The following is a 15,070-nucleotide window of genomic DNA, read 5'->3' on the forward strand; positions in this document are numbered from 1 at the left end:
GTGATCCGCATACTCCTGGCCGACGACGAGGCCATGATCAGAGCGGGGGTCAGGGCGATCCTCGAATCCGACCCCGAGCTGGACGTCGTGGCCGAGGCCGGCGACGGCAGGCAGGCGGTCGACCTCGCCATCAGCCACCACCCCGACGTCGCGCTCCTCGACATCCGCATGCCGCGCCTCGACGGCCTGGCCGCCGCCGCCGAGATCCGCAGGGCGGCGCCCGGCACGGCGGTGGTGATGCTGACCACGTTCGGCGAGGACGACTACATCGCCAAGGCGCTCGACGTGGGCGCGGGCGGGTTCCTGCTCAAGTCGGGCGACCCGCGTGAGCTGCTGGCCGGCATCCACGCGGTCGCCGAGGGGGCGGCGTACCTGTCGCCGAAGGTCGCCCAGCGGGTGATCGCGCAGCTGTCCGGCGGGCGCATGTCGAAGGGGGCGCAGGCGCGTGACCGCATCGAGGTGCTCACCGAGCGGGAGCGCGAGGTGCTCGCGCTGCTCGGCGCGGGCCTGTCCAACGCGGAGATCGCGCGCGAGCTGCACCTCGTGGAGGGCACGGTGAAGGCGTACGTGAGCGCCATCCTCACCCGGCTCGACGTGCGCAACCGCGTGCAGGCCGCGATCATCGCCCACGAGGCCGGCTTGGTAGCCTGACGCGTGATGTATCGCCTCGTGTTCTCGCAGGTCTTGCGGCGTTTCGACGCCGAGGCCGTGCACCGACTCACCGTGAGCGCCCTCGCGCTCCTCGCCCGGCTGCCGCTGCTCAAGCGGCTGCTGCACCGGGCGTACGCGCCGCACGACCCGGCCCTGCGCGTGAGCGCGTTCGGCGTGCACTTCCCCGGCCCGCTCGGCCTGGCCGCCGGCTTCGACAAGGACGCCGCCTGCGCCGAAGCCGTCGCCGCGCTCGGCTTCAGCCACGTCGAGGTGGGCACCATCACGGCCCACGGCCAGCCGGGCAACCCGCGCCCCCGCCTGTTCCGTCTCGTACGCGAGCGCGCGGTGATCAACCGGATGGGCTTCAACAACGCCGGCGCCCACGCCGCGGCCCGCAGGCTGCGCCGCCCGCGCGGCGTGCCCGTCGTGGTCGGGGTGAACATCGGCAAGACCAAGGTGATCCCCGAGTCGGGCGCCACCGCCGACTACGTCGCCGGCGCGAAGAAGCTCGCCCCGCTGGCCGACTACCTCGTGGTCAACGTCAGCTCGCCCAACACCCCTGGGCTGCGCGACCTCCAGGCCGTCTCGCTGCTGCGGCCGCTGCTCACCGCGGTCAAGGAGGTCTGCGACGCCACCCCGCGCCGCACCCCGCTGCTCGTCAAGATCGCGCCCGACCTGGCCGACGAGGACGTCGACGCGGTCGCCGAGCTGGCCATGGAGCTGGGCCTCGACGGCATCATCGCCACCAACACCACGATCAGGCACGACGGCGAGCGCGGCGGGCTGTCGGGCCGCCCGCTCAAGGTCCGCTCGCTGGAGGTGCTGCGGCGGCTGCGCGCCAAGGTCGGTGACCGGCTCACGCTGGTCTCGGTCGGCGGCGTCGAGGACGTCGACGACGTGTGGGAGCGCATCCTCGCCGGCGCCACCCTCGTCCAGGGCTACACCGGCTGGATCTACGGGGGCCCGCTGTGGGCCGCCCGCATCCACCGGCAGCTGCTGCGCCGGGTCCGCCGCCACGGCCTGAGCTCGGTCATGGAAGCCGTCGGCCGTACGGCGTGACTTAAGGTGGTCCGAATGATCAGACCCGTGACTGTGACCGGCGGCGTGATCATGCGCCTGGCGACCGAGCAGGACGCCGAGGCGCTCGCCGCCGCCTACCTCCGCAACCGCGACCACCTCAAGCGGTGGGAGCCGCGCCGCTCCGAGGGGTTCTTCACCTTCGCGGGGCAGGCCGAGGGCCTCAAGGGCCAGCTCCAGGCGCACGGCAGGGGCCAGGTGGTGCCGTGGCTGCTGTGTGACGGCGAGCGGGTGGTCGGCCGCATGACGCTCAGCAACATCGTCCGCGGCCCCTGGCTCAGCGCCGACGTCGGCTACTGGATCGACGCCGAGTACAACGGCCGCGGCCTCGCGACCGCGGCCGTGCACGAGGTGTGCAGGCAGGCCGACCAGGAGATCGGCCTGCACCGCGTCGCGGCGAGCACCCTGCTCGACAACGCCGCCTCGCAGAGCGTGCTGCGCAAGTGCGGCTTCGAGCCGTACGGCACGGCGCCGAACTATCTGGAGATCGACGGACGCTGGCAGCACCACCTGCTCTGGCAGCGCATACTCAACGACCGCCCGGCCTTCTGACCCCGCGTCAGAGGCTGGGCCTGGTGGACTCGGCGTCGTGGGTCATGGCGTCGATGCGCTCCATCACCTCGGTCACCCGCACGGTGGAGGGCCGGTGCGGGCGGCGGCGCTGCCACGGGTGCGGCCCCGCCGCCGGCCGATACTCCACGCCGAGCGCGTCCAGCCGCCCCAGGTGCTCGCCCAGCCGGGCGTCGAAGTCGTCGCCCGCCGCGCCCGCCGCGCCCGCCCACGCCACCTCGGCCAGCGCGCAGGCCCTGGGCCACATCCGGTAGTCGACGGTCCGCGGGTCGGGCACCCGCTCGGTCCACAGCTGCGCCTGCACGCCGATGACCCGCGCCCGCTCCTCGTCGCTCCACCCGGCGGGCGCGGGGTCGAACGCGGCGACGTCCGCCACGGTGATCGCGTCGCCGATCGCCATCGGCTCGTCCGGCGAGCCGGCCTCGGCGTAGTCGAAGTAGAGCGGGAACACCGGCGTGGCCACCACGTCATGACCGGCCGCGGCCGCCCTGCGGCCCACGTTCATGCCGCGCCACGGCATCACGATCGTGTCCTGCCGCAGCCCGCCGCCCACGAACGCCTCGTCCCACACCACGGCCCGCGCGCCCCGCTCGGCCAGCACGTCGGCCAGCCGCCGCAGGAACCACGCCTGCAGCTCCACCACGCCGCCGAGGCCGAGCGACTCCCGGTAAGCGGTGATCTCGTCGGAGGCCGCCCACCGGTCGAGCACCACCTCGTCGCCGCCGATGTGCACGTAGGGGGTCTCGCCCAGGGCGCCGATCAGCTCGTCGAAGATCGCGGTCAGGAACTCCACGGTCTTCGGCAGCGGCGACAGGATCGCGGGGGAGATGCCCCACCGGTCCAGCACGTCATGGGGCTCACCCGTGGCCCCGAACTCCGGGTAGGCCGCCAGGATCGCCGACGCGTGCCCCGGCACGTCGATCTCCGGCACGATCGTCACGTGCCGCGAGCGCGCGTACGCGGCCAGCTCTGCCAGGTCGTCGAGCGTGTAGTAGCCGCCGTGCGGCACCTCGTCGTACGCGTCGGGCTCGCGGTAGTGGTTGACCGCCGTCCGCGGCCGGTGCGAGGAGACCTCGTGCAGCAGCGGGTAGGCCCGGCTCTCCACCCGCCAGCCCTGGTCGTCCACGAGGTGCAGGTGCAGCCGGTTGAGCTTGTGCACCGCCATCAGGTCGATCAGCCGCAGCACCTCACGCTTGGGGAAGAAGTGCCTGGCCACGTCGAGGTGCAGGCCGCGCCAGGCGAAGCGCGGCGCGTCCTCGATCCGCACCCCGCGCACCGGCCACGAGGCGCCGGAGGAGAACCGGTAGGCGGCCGGCGGCAGGAGCTGGCGCAGCGACTGCGCCGCGTAGAACGCGCCCGCCGGGCCGCCCGCCACGATCTCCACACCCCGCGACCCGACCGTCAGCCGGTACGCCTCCTCGCCCAGCCCGGCGTCACGGCGCACGTCGATCTCACCGGAGTCGCCGGGCAGCGGGTCGAGCCCGGCCAGCGCCGTGCGTACGGAGGCGACCAGGTCACCGGAGACCGTGGGAGAGGCCGTCAGCTCGAAGGAGGAGGAAAGGTCACGAAGCAGCTCTGGGCGAGGAATCATGCTTGCAGATAGTGCTGCAATCCGTTCGCCAGCGCCACAGCGATCTTCTGCCGGAACTTCGGGTCACGGAACTTGGCCGCCTCGGTGGCGTTGCGCATGTTGCCGGCCTCCACGAAGATCTTCGGCACCGTCGACAGATTGAGCCCGCCGAGGTCGCTGCGGTAGTCGAGGGCCTTGCGCCCGATGTAGGTGGAGTAGGGCAGCCCGGTGCCCTTGCGGAAGGCGTCGCGTACGGCCATGCCCAGGCTGCTGGAGTCGGCCACGACCTTGTCGACCGGACCCTTGATCTTCTTGGGCATGATCACGTGGAAGCCCCTGTTGGCCGGGGCCGAGCCGTCGGCGTGCACCGAGATCGCGGCGTCCGCCCCGGCCTTGTTGCCGATCGCGGCCCGCTCGGTGATGCACGGCCCGACGCCGTCGTTGCTCGTGCGGGTCAGCTTCACCGTCGCGCCGCGCTTCTTCAGGATCTTCTGCAGGCGCTTGGAGACGTCCCAGGTGAAGGCGGCCTCGCTGTAGCCGTCGTTGGTGGAGGTGCCGGTCGTGTCGCAGGCCTTCATCTGCGTCAGCACGTTGACCTTGCGGTTGATCTCCTTGGGCGCCCGGTAGTTGCCGCCGTTGTGGCCGGGGTCGATGACGACCACCTTGCCGTCGAGCGGCTTGGCCTCGGGCGGTGCGTCCTTGGCCTGAGCGGCGGCGGGTGCCTGCCCTGCCGTGGTCGCTGGGGCGGCCTGACCTGCCGCGGCGCCACCGGTGCCGGTGCCGCCACACGCGGAGGCGATCAGGCCGCAGACGGCGAGGACTGTGGCTGGTAGAGCACGCATGCCGTCCAACTTACGGCAATCCAGGCATGCGAACTCGACTTATGCCAAGCGCGGCGTGCCACGGCACGCCGTACGTCCTCACCAGACGCGCTCGCCGGCCTCCTGACGTTCGAGCAGGGCGGCGAGCTCCCGCGCGTCCTCGGCGTCGAGGCCGAGGACGACGCGGGGACGGCCCCACGGGTGGTCGAGCGAGTGGGCGACGTAGCTGGCGACCGACTCCGCGGCGCCGTCGGTGCCCCGTCCCCTGCCCGCCCGCCAGTGCCCCCAGGCGCGCTCTAGCTCGGCGGCGGCGCGCTGGGCGCAGGACACCAGTTCCGGATCACGCATAGCTGTTCCCCCGGATCAGATCGTGGCCGGATCGGATCCGGCCACACCTAGCATGACCCTGCCGAGTAAACCGCCGTGTGGCGCCGCCGCCACACGGCTTGACCCAGGTTTGATGCTCTCTTAGGCGGGTCCCGTGCTCCGCCGGACGATCAGTTCAGGGCGTACCTCCCGCAGGCGTGCGACCTTGCCGGGATCGCCGATCCTGTCGCTCAGCAACGCGGCCGCCGACCTGCCCATGGTGCGGCGAGGCTGGTCGACGGAGGTGAGCGAGATGTGCCGGGAGGCCGACAGGTGGGTGTTGTCGTAGCCGACGACCGAGAGGTCCTCGGGGACGCGCAGGCCCAGCTCGCTCGCGGCCGAGAGCACGCCGAGCGCGGTCACGTCATTGGCGGCGAAGATCGCCGTGGGCCTGGGGTCGCGGGTGAGCAGCGCGAGCGCCGCCTCCCTGCCGCCCTCTTCCGTCGAGTCAGCGGCCTCGACCATGATGTACGGCGCCAGCGAGTGCCTGCGCATCGCCACGAGGTAGCCCTCGCAGCGCGACGCCCGCCGGCCTTCGATGTGGGCGATGCGCTTGTGGCCCAGCTCGACCAGGTGGTCGATGGCCAGCCGCGCGCCGAGCTGGTCGTCGTCGACCACGATGTCGACGCCGTCGAGCTCGATGTCACGTTCCCCCACGACGACCGTGGGGGTGTACGCGGTCGCCTCGATCAGCGTCTCGCTGGTCGGGGCGATGCCGAGCAGGACCAGCCCGTCGACCCTCAGCTCGAGGAAGGCCTCCACGGCCTCGTCCTCGAACGCGGGGTCCCATTGGCTGTTCCCGATCAGCATGCGCAGCCCGTCGCCGTGCAGGCTCTCCTGCAGACCGTCGAGGAACTCCGCGTAGAACGGGTTGTGCAGGTCGGCGACCAGTGCGCCCACCAGATGGGTACGTCCTTCGACCAGGCTCCGCGCGACCGCGTTGGGCCGGTAGCCGAGTTCGCGGGCCGCCTGCAGCACGGCCTGGCGCCGGTGCTCGCTCACGTGCGGGGATCCGCGCAGCACGAGTGAGACCAGCGATTTGGACACGCCGGCTCGTTCGGCGACGTTACGGATGGTCGGTCTGGGCCGAGGCAGCGCGTCTACCTCTCTTAGCTCAGGGATGGTGGATGTGTTGACGGGCGGTCCTGACATGTGTCTCCCCCGCGATGCGGATATGGGCACCTGTCTCACCAAACGATCGAGTTGACCGCAGGGTACGGCCTACGTCACGGATTGCCGCAACCTGTCGCGTAACGGGCGCGGGACGTGCGGGATCCCGGCGGGGGCCGGTCGGATAGCCGGTCGGATACTGTGCTGGTGTGACACCCGGGAAGTCAGCCGAGACGGCACGGCCGGCTCGGCGCAGGCTCAGTGTGGACCGCCGCCGGGAAGAGCTCATGGCGGCGGCGCTGGAGTTGTTCTCCACCCGCGACGCGGAAGACGTGTCGATCGACGACGTCGCGTCGGCGGCGGGGGCTTCGCGGGCCCTGGTCTACCACTACTTCGGTGGCAAGCAGGAGCTCTACGTGGCGGCGCTGAGAAGCGCGGCGGAGCAGTTGGAGTCGCGGCTGCGGCCGCAGGAGGGCGGCAGTCCGCTCGACGAGCTGGCCTCCGGGCTCAGGCGCTATTTCGACTTCGTCGAGGAGCACGCGGCGGGCTTCGCGGCGCTGCTGCGCGGCGGCCCCGCCAACAGGACGGGCGAGGTGGGGGAGATCGTCGACGGCGTGCGCCGCCGGCTCTTCCTCCTCATCCAGAAGCAGATGGGCGTCGAAGAACCGAGCCCGGTGCTGCGCACGACCCTGCGGTCGTGGATCGCCTCCGTCGAGACCGCCGGGCTCGACTGGCTGGAGCATCGCGACATCGACCGGCCCACCTTGGAGAAGCTGCTGGTCGACCAGATGGTCGCGCTGCTCGGAGTCGCCGCGTCGCATGACGGCGGCGTCGCCGGTTTACTCGACCGGCCGGCGTAGCGGCGGAGGGCGTGACACGTCACGGAAGAGTGGCGCCGGGCGGGCGGCGCCAACTTCCATCCGACGTCTCGTCGTCACAGTGGTGGACCCGGCCCAAATGGCGACCCGGTCCACCCCCATCAAACCCCCCTGAGGTCCGTGACGACCTTCCCGCTACTCGGAGCGCTGCTGCGGAATGCCCGCGAGCAGCGCCCGAACCTCGGTCTCCCGGTAACGCCGATGACCGCCCAGGGTACGAATCGACGTCAACTTGCCCGCCTTGGCCCACCGCGTAACGGTCTTGGGGTCGACCCTGAACATGGTCGCGACCTCAGCGGGCGTGAGCAGTGGCTCGGCCTCGGGTGTACGAGCTGACATTTGTGCGGCCTCTCCTCCGTGTGGACCGGCTTGCGATCCTGTGACTGCCTTTGCGCGTGTCACGGATGTCCCCCTATGGCGCAGAGCGTGCGGCTTTTCTGAGCCATATGCGGCATCACCCGATGTGACCATACCGCCACTCAGAGCGATTGGCGAGCCCTTCTTTGACCCAGCTGCCCGCCCCCGTGGCCATGTCACGCTCGGTGATTCTAGCGACACGGTTCGTGGTATCGCAGTGAAAACGGCAAACTACTCAGTTCGCAGAAGAGAGCAGCCGCGAGACGTGACCTACTCATGCAGGTCAGACGGCCGTATTGGGGCTCAGTTGGCAGATTCCAGCAGTTGCATTGACTTCCACCGCAGGATGACCCTCTGGTACATGGCGTAGGCAAGTTCTTCTTGACCCGTGTCCAGTCCCGTCAAAGCGGCAGAAAGCTCCGCAACCGACTGGTCGGCCTGCAGCGCGTCGTCGTCCATCAGGTGGACGAGACCGCCGTAGTCGAGCTCGACGAGGGAGTGCGGGTGGAACTCCTCCAGCCACCTGGCGATGTCCTCGACCTCGAGATTGGCCGCCGCGTCGCCCAGATGCCGGCGCAGCACGTTGAGTGCGCGGGCCGCCCGCCTCCTGGCCTGGGCCATGGAGGTGACGTAGATGAGGTTACGGCCCGTAGCGGTCGTCACGTCCTGTCCCGGGTTGGCGGAGCCGAGCACCAGCCAGCGCTCGTTTCCATCAAACGGCACGAACCACGACGGCGGCACATGCCACGCCGTGGTGCGGATGTGGGTGCGCAACGCGGCCGAACCGGCCTTCCTCTTGTACCGGTCGAAGTCGTCGGCCGTCTGGTCGGCGATCGCCTTCGGCACGAGATGGTCCATGATCTTTTGAGGTGTGGTGCCACGAAGCCGTGAGAACGCCAGCCACGAGCGCAGACGCGTCTGCCAAGGACAGACATAGAGACGGTCCTCAACGCGCCGGAGATAGGCGTTGGGGCTCTCCTGGGCGGGAACGGGTTGAGGGGGCGTGCCGAGCAGACGCATGACCGACTCGCCATGCTCCGCATTGAGCGCGTTCGCGCGGCGCGGGCGGTCACGTGAGTCGGCGTAGTCGGCCCACACCTTGCGCTCGGACTCGGCGAACGCGGTCAGTGGCTCATAGACACGGAGGTAGGCGGCATAGGGCAGCACGGAGGCATCGTGTCACGAAGCGAACCTGCGTGCACCGTCGTGTCCCTTACTACTCTGTGAGGTGATCTCCGCCGCAAAGGAGCGGTGGACCGGACAGGGAGTCACTACCGTGACCGACGTCTTCGGAGCGTCCCACAAGGACGTCCACGAGCAGGTCGTCTTCTGCGCCGACGAGCAGAGCGGCCTGCGTGCCATCATCGCCATCCACAACACGGCCCTGGGCCCTGCCCTCGGGGGCACGCGGTTCTACCCGTACGGCAGCGAGCAGGAGGCCCTGGCCGACGTGCTCAACCTCGCCAAGGGCATGGCCTACAAGAACGCGCTGGCCGGCCTCGACCTGGGCGGGGGCAAGGCCGTCATCATCGGCGACCCGGCCCGCGACAAGAGCGAGGCGCTGCTGCGCGCGTACGGCAGGTTCGTCCAGTCGCTCGGCGGGCGCTACATCACCGCCTGCGACGTGGGCACCTACAGCGAGGACATGGACATCGTCGCCCGCGAGTGCCGCTTCGTCACCGGGCGCACGGTGGCCCACGGCGGCGCCGGCGACTCGTCGATCCTCACCGCCTTCGGCGTGTTCCAGGGCATGCGCGCCTCCGCCGAGCGGGTCTACGGCACGCCGTCGCTGCGCGGCAGGCGGGTCGGCGTCGAGGGGGTCGGCAAGGTGGGCCACCGCCTGGTCGAGCTGCTGCGCGAGGACGGCGCCGAGGTCGTGATCTGCGACGTCTCGCCCCAGGCGATCGAGCGGGTGCGGCTGCGTCACCCCGAGGTCGGCGTGGTCGCCGACGCGCGGGCGCTCATGACCTCCGACATCGACGTGTTCGCGCCCTGCGCGCTGGGCGGCGCGCTCGACGACGACTCGGTGGCGTCGCTGCGGGCCAAGATCGTGTGCGGCGCGGCCAACAACCAGCTCGCCCATCCCGGCGTCGAGAAGCAACTCGCCGAACGCGGCATCCTCTACGCGCCCGACTACGTCGTCAACTCCGGCGGCGTGATCCAGGTCGCCGACGAGATCGGCGGCTTCGACATGGAACGCGCCAGGTCGAAGGCGGCCCAGATCTACGACACGACTCTGAAGATCTTCGCGATCGCGGCCGAGGAGGGCGTTCCTCCCGCCGTGGCAGCGGATAGGCTGGCCGAGCGCAGAATGTCGGAAGTCGGGCGTATTCGGGCCATTTGGCTGGGCCACTGACGCCCCGCGCCCATACGACGTACCGAGCTGGGCACAAAACAGGTACGGTAATAGGCGAACGATAGGCTGACGCCCAAAGTCAGGCGGCGTCAGTGAGTGGTGCGTTAGCGACGAGGGGTCGGGGACGACCCCACACGAGGGGGTCGAGCCAATGGGGCGCGGCCGAGCAAAGGCCAAGCAGGTCAAGGTTGCTCGCCAGCTGAAGTACAACAGCGGTGGCACGGATCTTGACCGTCTTCGCGACGAACTCGGGGTCGGAGACTCCAGCCGCAATGACGACGCCGACGACCTCAACGATGAGCTGGCTGATCGCTATGCCGATTACGCCGATGACTATGGCGCCGGAGACGACGACGATGGCCGTACGTCCGGCCGCCGATAGCCGTTCTCCTGGTTGCTGCGACCGGTTGGATTGACCGGTTGATGTGATCGAGGGCCCGGCGTGGGCACGCCGGATTCTCGCTCACGCTCGTCGGGCCCCACGGGTGACCGTGGGGCTTTCGTCACGTTCTTCAGCACAATGGCCCGGCCGTTCCACGGCCGGGCCATCTGTGTGTGGTCAGCGGTAGCGGGCCTGCCCGCCACCCGGCACGACCTCGCCCAGCACCCAGGCGTCGAGACCGCGCCCGGCCAGCAGCCCGATCGCCGCGTCGGCCGCGCCGGCCGGGACGATCGCGGCCATGCCGACGCCGAGGTTGAACGTCCTGTCCATGTCCTGCTGGGCGATGCGGCCGTGGCCCGCCAGCACACCGAAGATCGCCGGAGGCGTCCACGACGAGCGGTCGAGCACCGCGTCGAGGTGCCCCGGCAGCGAGCGGGCCAGGTTGCCCTCGATGCCGCCGCCGGTGATGTGCGCGTACGCGTGCACCTCAACCTGCCTGGCCAGCTCCAGGCAGTCGAGCGCGTAGATGCGGGTGGGCTCCAGCAGCTCCTCGCCGAGCGGCCGGCCCAGCTCGGGCAGGACCGCGTCGAGCGACAGGTCCGCCTCGCGCAGCACGTGGCGTACGAGGGAGTAGCCGTTGGAGTGCACCCCCGACGACGCCAGCCCCAGCACCACGTCGCCCGCCTCGACCCGGTCGGGGCCGAGCAGCGCGTCGGCCTCGACGACGCCGGTGCCGGCGCCCGCGAGGTCGTACTCGTCGGGACCCATCGCGCCCGGGTGCTCGGCCGTCTCGCCGCCCACCAGCGCCGCCCCGGCGAGCCGGCAGCCCTCCGCCACGCCGCCGACGATCTCGGCGATGCGCTCGGGCACCACCTTGCCGCAGGCCACGTAGTCGGTCATGAACAGCGGCTCGGCCCCGCACACCACCAGGTCGTCGAGGACCATGCCGACCAGGTCGATGCCGATCGTGTCGTGCTTGCCGTAACGCTGGGCGAGCATCACCTTGGTGCCGACGCCGTCGGTGGACGACGCCAGCAGCGGCCGCTTGTAGCGCAGCAGCGCCGAGGCGTCGAAGAGACCGGCGAAGCCGCTCGCGTCGTCGACCACCTCGGGCCGCCGCGAGCGGGCCACCTTGTCCTTCATCAGCGCGACGGCCCGCTCGCCCGCCTCGATGTCGACGCCCGCCGCCTCGTACGTACTCACGCCTTGCTCTCCAACACGAACTTGCCCACGTTGTCCTGGTCGATCGGGATCGGGTACTCGCCCGTGAAGCACGCCCGGCAGAGCCGGTCGGACGGGATGGTGGTGGCCTTGGTCAGCCCTTCCAGGGAGATGTAGCCGAGCGAGTCGGCGCCCAGCGAGGCCCTGATCTCCTCCACCGTCAGCGAGCCCGCGATCAGCTCCGCCCTGGTGGCGAAGTCGATGCCGTAGAAGCACGGCCAGGCCACCGGCGGCGACGAGATGCGGACGTGCACCTCGCGCGCCCCCGCCTCGCGCAGCATCCTGACGATGGCCCGCTGGGTGTTGCCGCGCACGATCGAGTCGTCCACGACGACCAGCCGCTTGCCCTCGACGACCTCGCGCAGCGGGTTGAGCTTGAGCCTGATGCCGAGCTGGCGGATGGTCTGGGAGGGCTGGATGAACGTGCGGCCCACGTAGGAGTTCTTCACCAGGCCCTGGCCGTAGGGGATGCCGCTCTCCTCGGCGTAGCCGACCGCCGCCGGCGTGCCCGACTCGGGGGTCGGGATGACCAGGTCGGCCTCCACCGGGTGCTCCCTGGCCAGCACGCGGCCCACCTCGACCCGGGTCACCTGCACCCCGCGACCGGCGATCGTGGTGTCGGGGCGGGCGAGGTAGACGTACTCGAACAGGCAGCCCTTCGGCTCGGCGAGCGCGAAGCGGCGGGACCTGACGCCGCGCTCGTCGATCGTCAGCAGCTCGCCCGGCTCGATCTCGCGGACGAACGTCGCGCCCACGATGTCGAGGGCCGCCGTCTCCGAGGCCACCACCCAGCCGCGCTCCAGGCGGCCGAGCACCATCGGGCGGATGCCCTGCGGGTCGCGGGCCGCGTAAAGCGTGCGCTCGTCCATGAAGACCAGCGAGTAGGCGCCCTTGACCTGCGGGAGCAGCTCGGCCGCCGCGTCCTCGACGGACCTGCTGCGGTCCTGCGCGAGCAGGGTCGTCAGGACCTCGGTGTCGGTGGTGGCGCGCGTGGAGCCGGGAGCCAGGCGCTGCGCCAGCTCAGGGGTGTTGATCAGGTTGCCGTTGTGGGCCAGCGCGAGGCCGCCCTCCTCGGTGGAGCTCAGCGTGGGTTGCGCGTTCTCCCACACGCTGGAGCCGGTCGTGGAGTAGCGGCAGTGTCCGATGGCCAGGTGGCCGCGCAGGGTGCTGAGCACCGACTCGTCGAAGACCTGGGCCACCAGGCCCATGTCCTTGTAGACGAGAATGCGGCTGCCCTCGCTGACCGCGATGCCCGCGGACTCCTGTCCGCGGTGCTGCAACGCGTACAGCCCGTAGTAGGTGAGTTTGGAAACTTCCTCGCCCGGAGCCCAGACGCCGAAGACGCCACAGGCGTCTTTAGGTGCGCGGTCGTGGGGGTCCAGGTCATGGCCGAGCCGGCCGTCGCCCTTCAGCACATGCCTCAGTCTAGGTTGGGCGCTTCCGTGCTCGCACACCTGGGGGTGAATCTGCGGGCATGCGTTGACCTGGCCCCATTCGCACCGTGCTCCGGTACGGTCACGCGCTCGCCACTCGGCCGTTCCTTACTCGTTCCCTGACGTTTTGTCACACGGTGACCCAGAGATGAGGATCCTCTTACCGTGTCGTGCGGTTTAGCGGGCGCTCTCCGCGAAAGGGTGAACTATCCGGCATGCAGACCCGTCGGGAGACGCAGACGTGACCACACCTGGGGACCCCAACGAGCCCCGCCCGGGGCAGGACCAGCGTCCAGAGCACGAGCAGGAATCAGAGTGGTGGAGCGAGGGCACCGTGCCGGACGACCGGTCCGACGAGGAGCCTGAGCGCCCGGGCGAGGAGCCTGGGCGGCCGGGTGAGGAGCCACGGCCCGGGGCGGAGCCCAGGGAGCCGGGGGACGAGCCGATCGCGCCGGCGCCGCCCGTGGTGCCACCGCCCGACGTGCCGCCGACGCACGAGCCCAGACCGTCCGGGCAGCCGTCCCATCCCGACCTGCCGACCGCCCCCGAGACGCCGCAGCCGACCGGCGCGGGTCCGTCCGAGACATCGCGGCCCGGCGGCGGTGAGGAGCCGTCAGGGACGTTGCGTCCGGTCGGCGGGGAGCCGCCGAGCGCTCCTTCCGAGACCTCGCAGCCCGTGCGGCGGGACGTGGAGGAGACGCAGGTGTTCCCGATCCCCGGGGCGACGCCCACCTACCCGGGGTGGGGCCGGGAGCCGGAGGAGGGTGAGCCGCCGGGCAGACAGCAGCCCTCACGCTACGAGCAGGCCGACCAGCCGCACTTCGCGCCGCCGGGCGAGAGCTCGCGCTGGGAGGGCGGCCAGGCGGGTACGCCGCCGCCGGGAGGAGGGGCAGCCGGCACACCGCCGCACGCGGCGGGGGAGTACCGCGGCGACCAGCCGCACCCGGGCGAGCAGCAGGAGCGGCGCGACCAGGCGTACCGGCAGGACGAGGACCAGACGATCCCGGGGACGACGCCCTCCAGCCCGTACGGCGGCCCGCCCGGCTATCCGCCGCCCCCGCCGCCAGGCACGCCCTACGGCCCCTCAGGCGGCCAGTACGGCCAGTACGGCCCGTACCAGCAGCCCCGCCCTGGCAGCGGCCTGGCGACGGCCTCGCTCGTGCTGGGCGTGGCGAGCCCGTTCCTGGTGTTCGTCTGCTTCACGGGCCTGATCACCGCCATCCTGTCGATCATCTTCGGCTGCGTGGCCCTGGCCAAGCGGGTGGGCAAGGGCCGCGCGATCGCCGGCATCGTGATCAGCGCGCTGTCGCTGGTCCTGTTCGCGATCGTGGCGATCTGGTTCTGGAACGTCGTGCAGGAGTGCGCCCAGCTGCCGAGCCCGATGGCGGACCGGTGCTTCGAGTCGAAGTTCCCGTGGATGAGCGGCACCAGGTAGGGGCTACAGCGGCAGGTGGGCCGAGAGGTCGGCGCGGGAGCCGCTGGCGGAGATGGCGCCCTTGGCGACCGCTTCGTCCCAGGTGAGGCGCCCGAGCGCGAGCTCGATCCAGGTGCGTCCGTCCATCTCGACGACGTTGGGCGGGGTGCCGCGCGTGTGGCGGGGCCCCGCGACGGCCTGGACGGCGGCGTACGGCGGCACGCGCACCTCGACGGTGCGGCCCGGCGCGGCGGTGGCGAGCTTGTCGAGCAGGTGGCGCACGGCCTGCCTGGCGGCGTCGCGTTCCGGCCGCAGCCCGCGGTCGTAGGCGGCGAGCACGGCGGCGACGAGCGCGTCGGCGAGCGCGGAGGCGGGGCCGTCGTAGGGGGGCTCGTCGAGGGCGACGAGCTGGCCGTCTAGGGCGGCTCTCAGCTTTTCCTGGTCCAGCTTGCGTGGAGGCACCTGACCATTGTCTCCCTGTCAGCGTTCATCGGGATGGAGGTCGTCGTTCACCTGCGGTTTCGACGGCGCCCGTAGCCTCCCCGCCGTACAACTGCGCTTTTTCCTGGAGGACCTGTGGCGAACCCCAACGCGGGAGGCCGGCTGCTACCGCTGCTGTCCACCCCGCACAAAGGTGGCCGTTCCGCGCTGACCTGTCAGTTCCGCTGCGGCAACGCGTGCGCTCACGACGTGGCCAACACCACGGACAACGCCTACTTCGGCGACGTGGTGAAGGAGGCCCTGTCGCGCCGCGGCGTGCTGCGGGCGGGCGCCCGCATCAATGGCCGTGCCGGACAGGGCGTATCGACGCCCACCTGGATAGCGTTGGTCAAGGCCGAATCCGACGGGCAACGCCGGACCGGG

16 protein-coding genes and 1 pseudogene are annotated in these 15,070 nt (G+C 71.0%); 8 read left to right on the plus strand and 9 right to left on the minus strand.

Annotated elements, in window-relative coordinates; all coding sequences use genetic code 11:
- From AB0K28_RS47740 to AB0K28_RS47750, 3 genes are read left to right on the plus strand one after another with little or no spacing between them, the layout of a single operon-like run.
- Complete coding sequence (locus tag AB0K28_RS47740) at positions 1-651, plus strand: response regulator transcription factor (protein ID WP_345391427.1); 651 nt, start codon at positions 1-3, stop codon at positions 649-651.
- 6 nt (positions 652-657) lie between these two features.
- The gene (locus tag AB0K28_RS47745; RefSeq protein WP_364384196.1) at positions 658-1,710 is read left to right on the plus strand and encodes a quinone-dependent dihydroorotate dehydrogenase; all 1,053 of its coding nucleotides are present in this window, start codon (positions 658-660) and stop codon (positions 1,708-1,710) included.
- Between the two features lie 15 nt (positions 1,711-1,725).
- Positions 1,726-2,280: a GNAT family N-acetyltransferase gene (locus AB0K28_RS47750; RefSeq protein WP_364384199.1), complete on the plus strand. Its 555-nt coding sequence runs from the start codon at positions 1,726-1,728 to the stop codon at positions 2,278-2,280.
- A gap of 7 nt (positions 2,281-2,287) precedes the next feature.
- Here the strand turns inward: AB0K28_RS47750 and AB0K28_RS47755 are convergent, their stop codons facing one another.
- The 4 genes from AB0K28_RS47755 to AB0K28_RS47770 form a co-directional block, all read right to left on the minus strand.
- On the minus strand, positions 2,288-3,889 hold the full coding sequence (locus tag AB0K28_RS47755; protein WP_345391422.1) for a beta-N-acetylhexosaminidase: 1,602 nt from the start codon (positions 3,887-3,889) through the stop codon (positions 2,288-2,290).
- Positions 3,886-4,710: an N-acetylmuramoyl-L-alanine amidase gene (locus tag AB0K28_RS47760; RefSeq protein ID WP_345391419.1), complete on the minus strand. Its 825-nt coding sequence runs from the start codon at positions 4,708-4,710 to the stop codon at positions 3,886-3,888. Before AB0K28_RS47760 ends, AB0K28_RS47755 begins: the two co-directional genes overlap by 4 nt.
- A 78-nt stretch (positions 4,711-4,788) precedes the next feature.
- Complete coding sequence (locus tag AB0K28_RS47765) at positions 4,789-5,037, minus strand: hypothetical protein (RefSeq protein ID WP_355412099.1); 249 nt, start codon at positions 5,035-5,037, stop codon at positions 4,789-4,791.
- Between the two features lie 120 nt (positions 5,038-5,157).
- Entirely contained in the window at positions 5,158-6,177 is a 1,020-nt protein-coding gene (locus AB0K28_RS47770; protein ID WP_364384219.1) for a LacI family DNA-binding transcriptional regulator, read from the minus strand.
- A gap of 197 nt (positions 6,178-6,374) precedes the next feature.
- Here AB0K28_RS47770 and AB0K28_RS47775 point away from each other — a divergent pair, with 197 nt between their 5' ends.
- Positions 6,375-7,025: a TetR/AcrR family transcriptional regulator gene (locus AB0K28_RS47775; protein WP_364384203.1), complete on the plus strand. Its 651-nt coding sequence runs from the start codon at positions 6,375-6,377 to the stop codon at positions 7,023-7,025.
- Positions 7,026-7,178: 153 nt separating this feature from the next.
- Here AB0K28_RS47775 and bldC read toward each other — a convergent pair whose 3' ends face one another.
- Positions 7,179-7,382 carry a developmental transcriptional regulator BldC gene (gene bldC / locus AB0K28_RS47780; protein WP_013133571.1) on the minus strand — a complete coding sequence of 68 codons (204 nt, stop codon included), beginning with the start codon at positions 7,380-7,382 and terminating at the stop codon, positions 7,179-7,181.
- Positions 7,383-7,703: 321 nt separating this feature from the next.
- Entirely contained in the window at positions 7,704-8,567 is an 864-nt protein-coding gene (locus AB0K28_RS47785) for a hypothetical protein (protein ID WP_345391407.1), read from the minus strand.
- 109 nt (positions 8,568-8,676) lie between these two features.
- Here AB0K28_RS47785 and AB0K28_RS47790 point away from each other — a divergent pair, with 109 nt between their 5' ends.
- On the plus strand, positions 8,677-9,756 hold the full coding sequence (locus AB0K28_RS47790; protein ID WP_364384206.1) for a Glu/Leu/Phe/Val dehydrogenase dimerization domain-containing protein: 1,080 nt from the start codon (positions 8,677-8,679) through the stop codon (positions 9,754-9,756).
- A 151-nt stretch (positions 9,757-9,907) separates the two neighbouring features.
- Positions 9,908-10,138 (plus strand): DUF3073 domain-containing protein, encoded by a 231-nt coding sequence (locus AB0K28_RS47795; RefSeq protein ID WP_080047438.1) that lies wholly within the window; start codon positions 9,908-9,910, stop codon positions 10,136-10,138.
- Between the two features lie 177 nt (positions 10,139-10,315).
- Here the strand turns inward: AB0K28_RS47795 and purM are convergent, their stop codons facing one another.
- Together purM and purF are read right to left on the minus strand one after the other, a co-directional pair.
- Positions 10,316-11,341, minus strand: a complete 1,026-nt coding sequence (purM, locus tag AB0K28_RS47800) for a phosphoribosylformylglycinamidine cyclo-ligase (RefSeq protein ID WP_345391401.1) — start codon at positions 11,339-11,341, stop codon at positions 10,316-10,318.
- Positions 11,338-12,774 carry an amidophosphoribosyltransferase gene (gene purF / locus AB0K28_RS47805; protein WP_364384210.1) on the minus strand — a complete coding sequence of 479 codons (1,437 nt, stop codon included), beginning with the start codon at positions 12,772-12,774 and terminating at the stop codon, positions 11,338-11,340. Before purF ends, purM begins: the two co-directional genes overlap by 4 nt.
- Before the next feature lie 259 nt (positions 12,775-13,033).
- On the opposite strand from purF, the gene AB0K28_RS47810 reads away from it, so the two are divergent.
- Entirely contained in the window at positions 13,034-14,227 is a 1,194-nt protein-coding gene (locus AB0K28_RS47810; RefSeq protein WP_364384213.1) for a hypothetical protein, read from the plus strand.
- 3 nt (positions 14,228-14,230) lie between these two features.
- Here AB0K28_RS47810 and AB0K28_RS47815 read toward each other — a convergent pair whose 3' ends face one another.
- Positions 14,231-14,668 carry a sterol carrier family protein gene (locus AB0K28_RS47815; RefSeq protein WP_364384216.1) on the minus strand — a complete coding sequence of 146 codons (438 nt, stop codon included), beginning with the start codon at positions 14,666-14,668 and terminating at the stop codon, positions 14,231-14,233.
- A gap of 114 nt (positions 14,669-14,782) precedes the next feature.
- On the opposite strand from AB0K28_RS47815, the pseudogene AB0K28_RS47820 reads away from it, so the two are divergent.
- Positions 14,783-15,070, plus strand: a pseudogene (locus AB0K28_RS47820) (hypothetical protein); the annotation flags it as partial.

Origin of the sequence: Nonomuraea sp. NPDC049504, assembly GCF_040676845.1 — a bacterium.
GTDB lineage: Bacteria > Actinomycetota > Actinomycetes > Streptosporangiales > Streptosporangiaceae > Nonomuraea > Nonomuraea salmonea.

What these genes read in the sequence shown, in the direction of transcription:
- AB0K28_RS47745 (WP_364384196.1), top strand. Translation starts at nt 658, where the DNA reads ATGTATCGCCTCGTGTTCTCGCAGGTCTTGCGGCGTTTCGACGCCGAG.
- AB0K28_RS47750 (WP_364384199.1), top strand. Translation starts at nt 1,726, where the DNA reads ATGATCAGACCCGTGACTGTGACCGGCGGCGTGATCATGCGCCTGGCG.
- AB0K28_RS47755 (WP_345391422.1), bottom strand. Translation starts at nt 3,889, where the DNA reads ATGATTCCTCGCCCAGAGCTGCTTCGTGACCTTTCCTCCTCCTTCGAG.
- AB0K28_RS47760 (WP_345391419.1), bottom strand. Translation starts at nt 4,710, where the DNA reads ATGCGTGCTCTACCAGCCACAGTCCTCGCCGTCTGCGGCCTGATCGCC.
- AB0K28_RS47765 (WP_355412099.1), bottom strand. Translation starts at nt 5,037, where the DNA reads ATGCGTGATCCGGAACTGGTGTCCTGCGCCCAGCGCGCCGCCGCCGAG.
- bldC (WP_013133571.1), bottom strand. Translation starts at nt 7,382, where the DNA reads ATGTCAGCTCGTACACCCGAGGCCGAGCCACTGCTCACGCCCGCTGAG.
- AB0K28_RS47795 (WP_080047438.1), top strand. Translation starts at nt 9,908, where the DNA reads ATGGGGCGCGGCCGAGCAAAGGCCAAGCAGGTCAAGGTTGCTCGCCAG.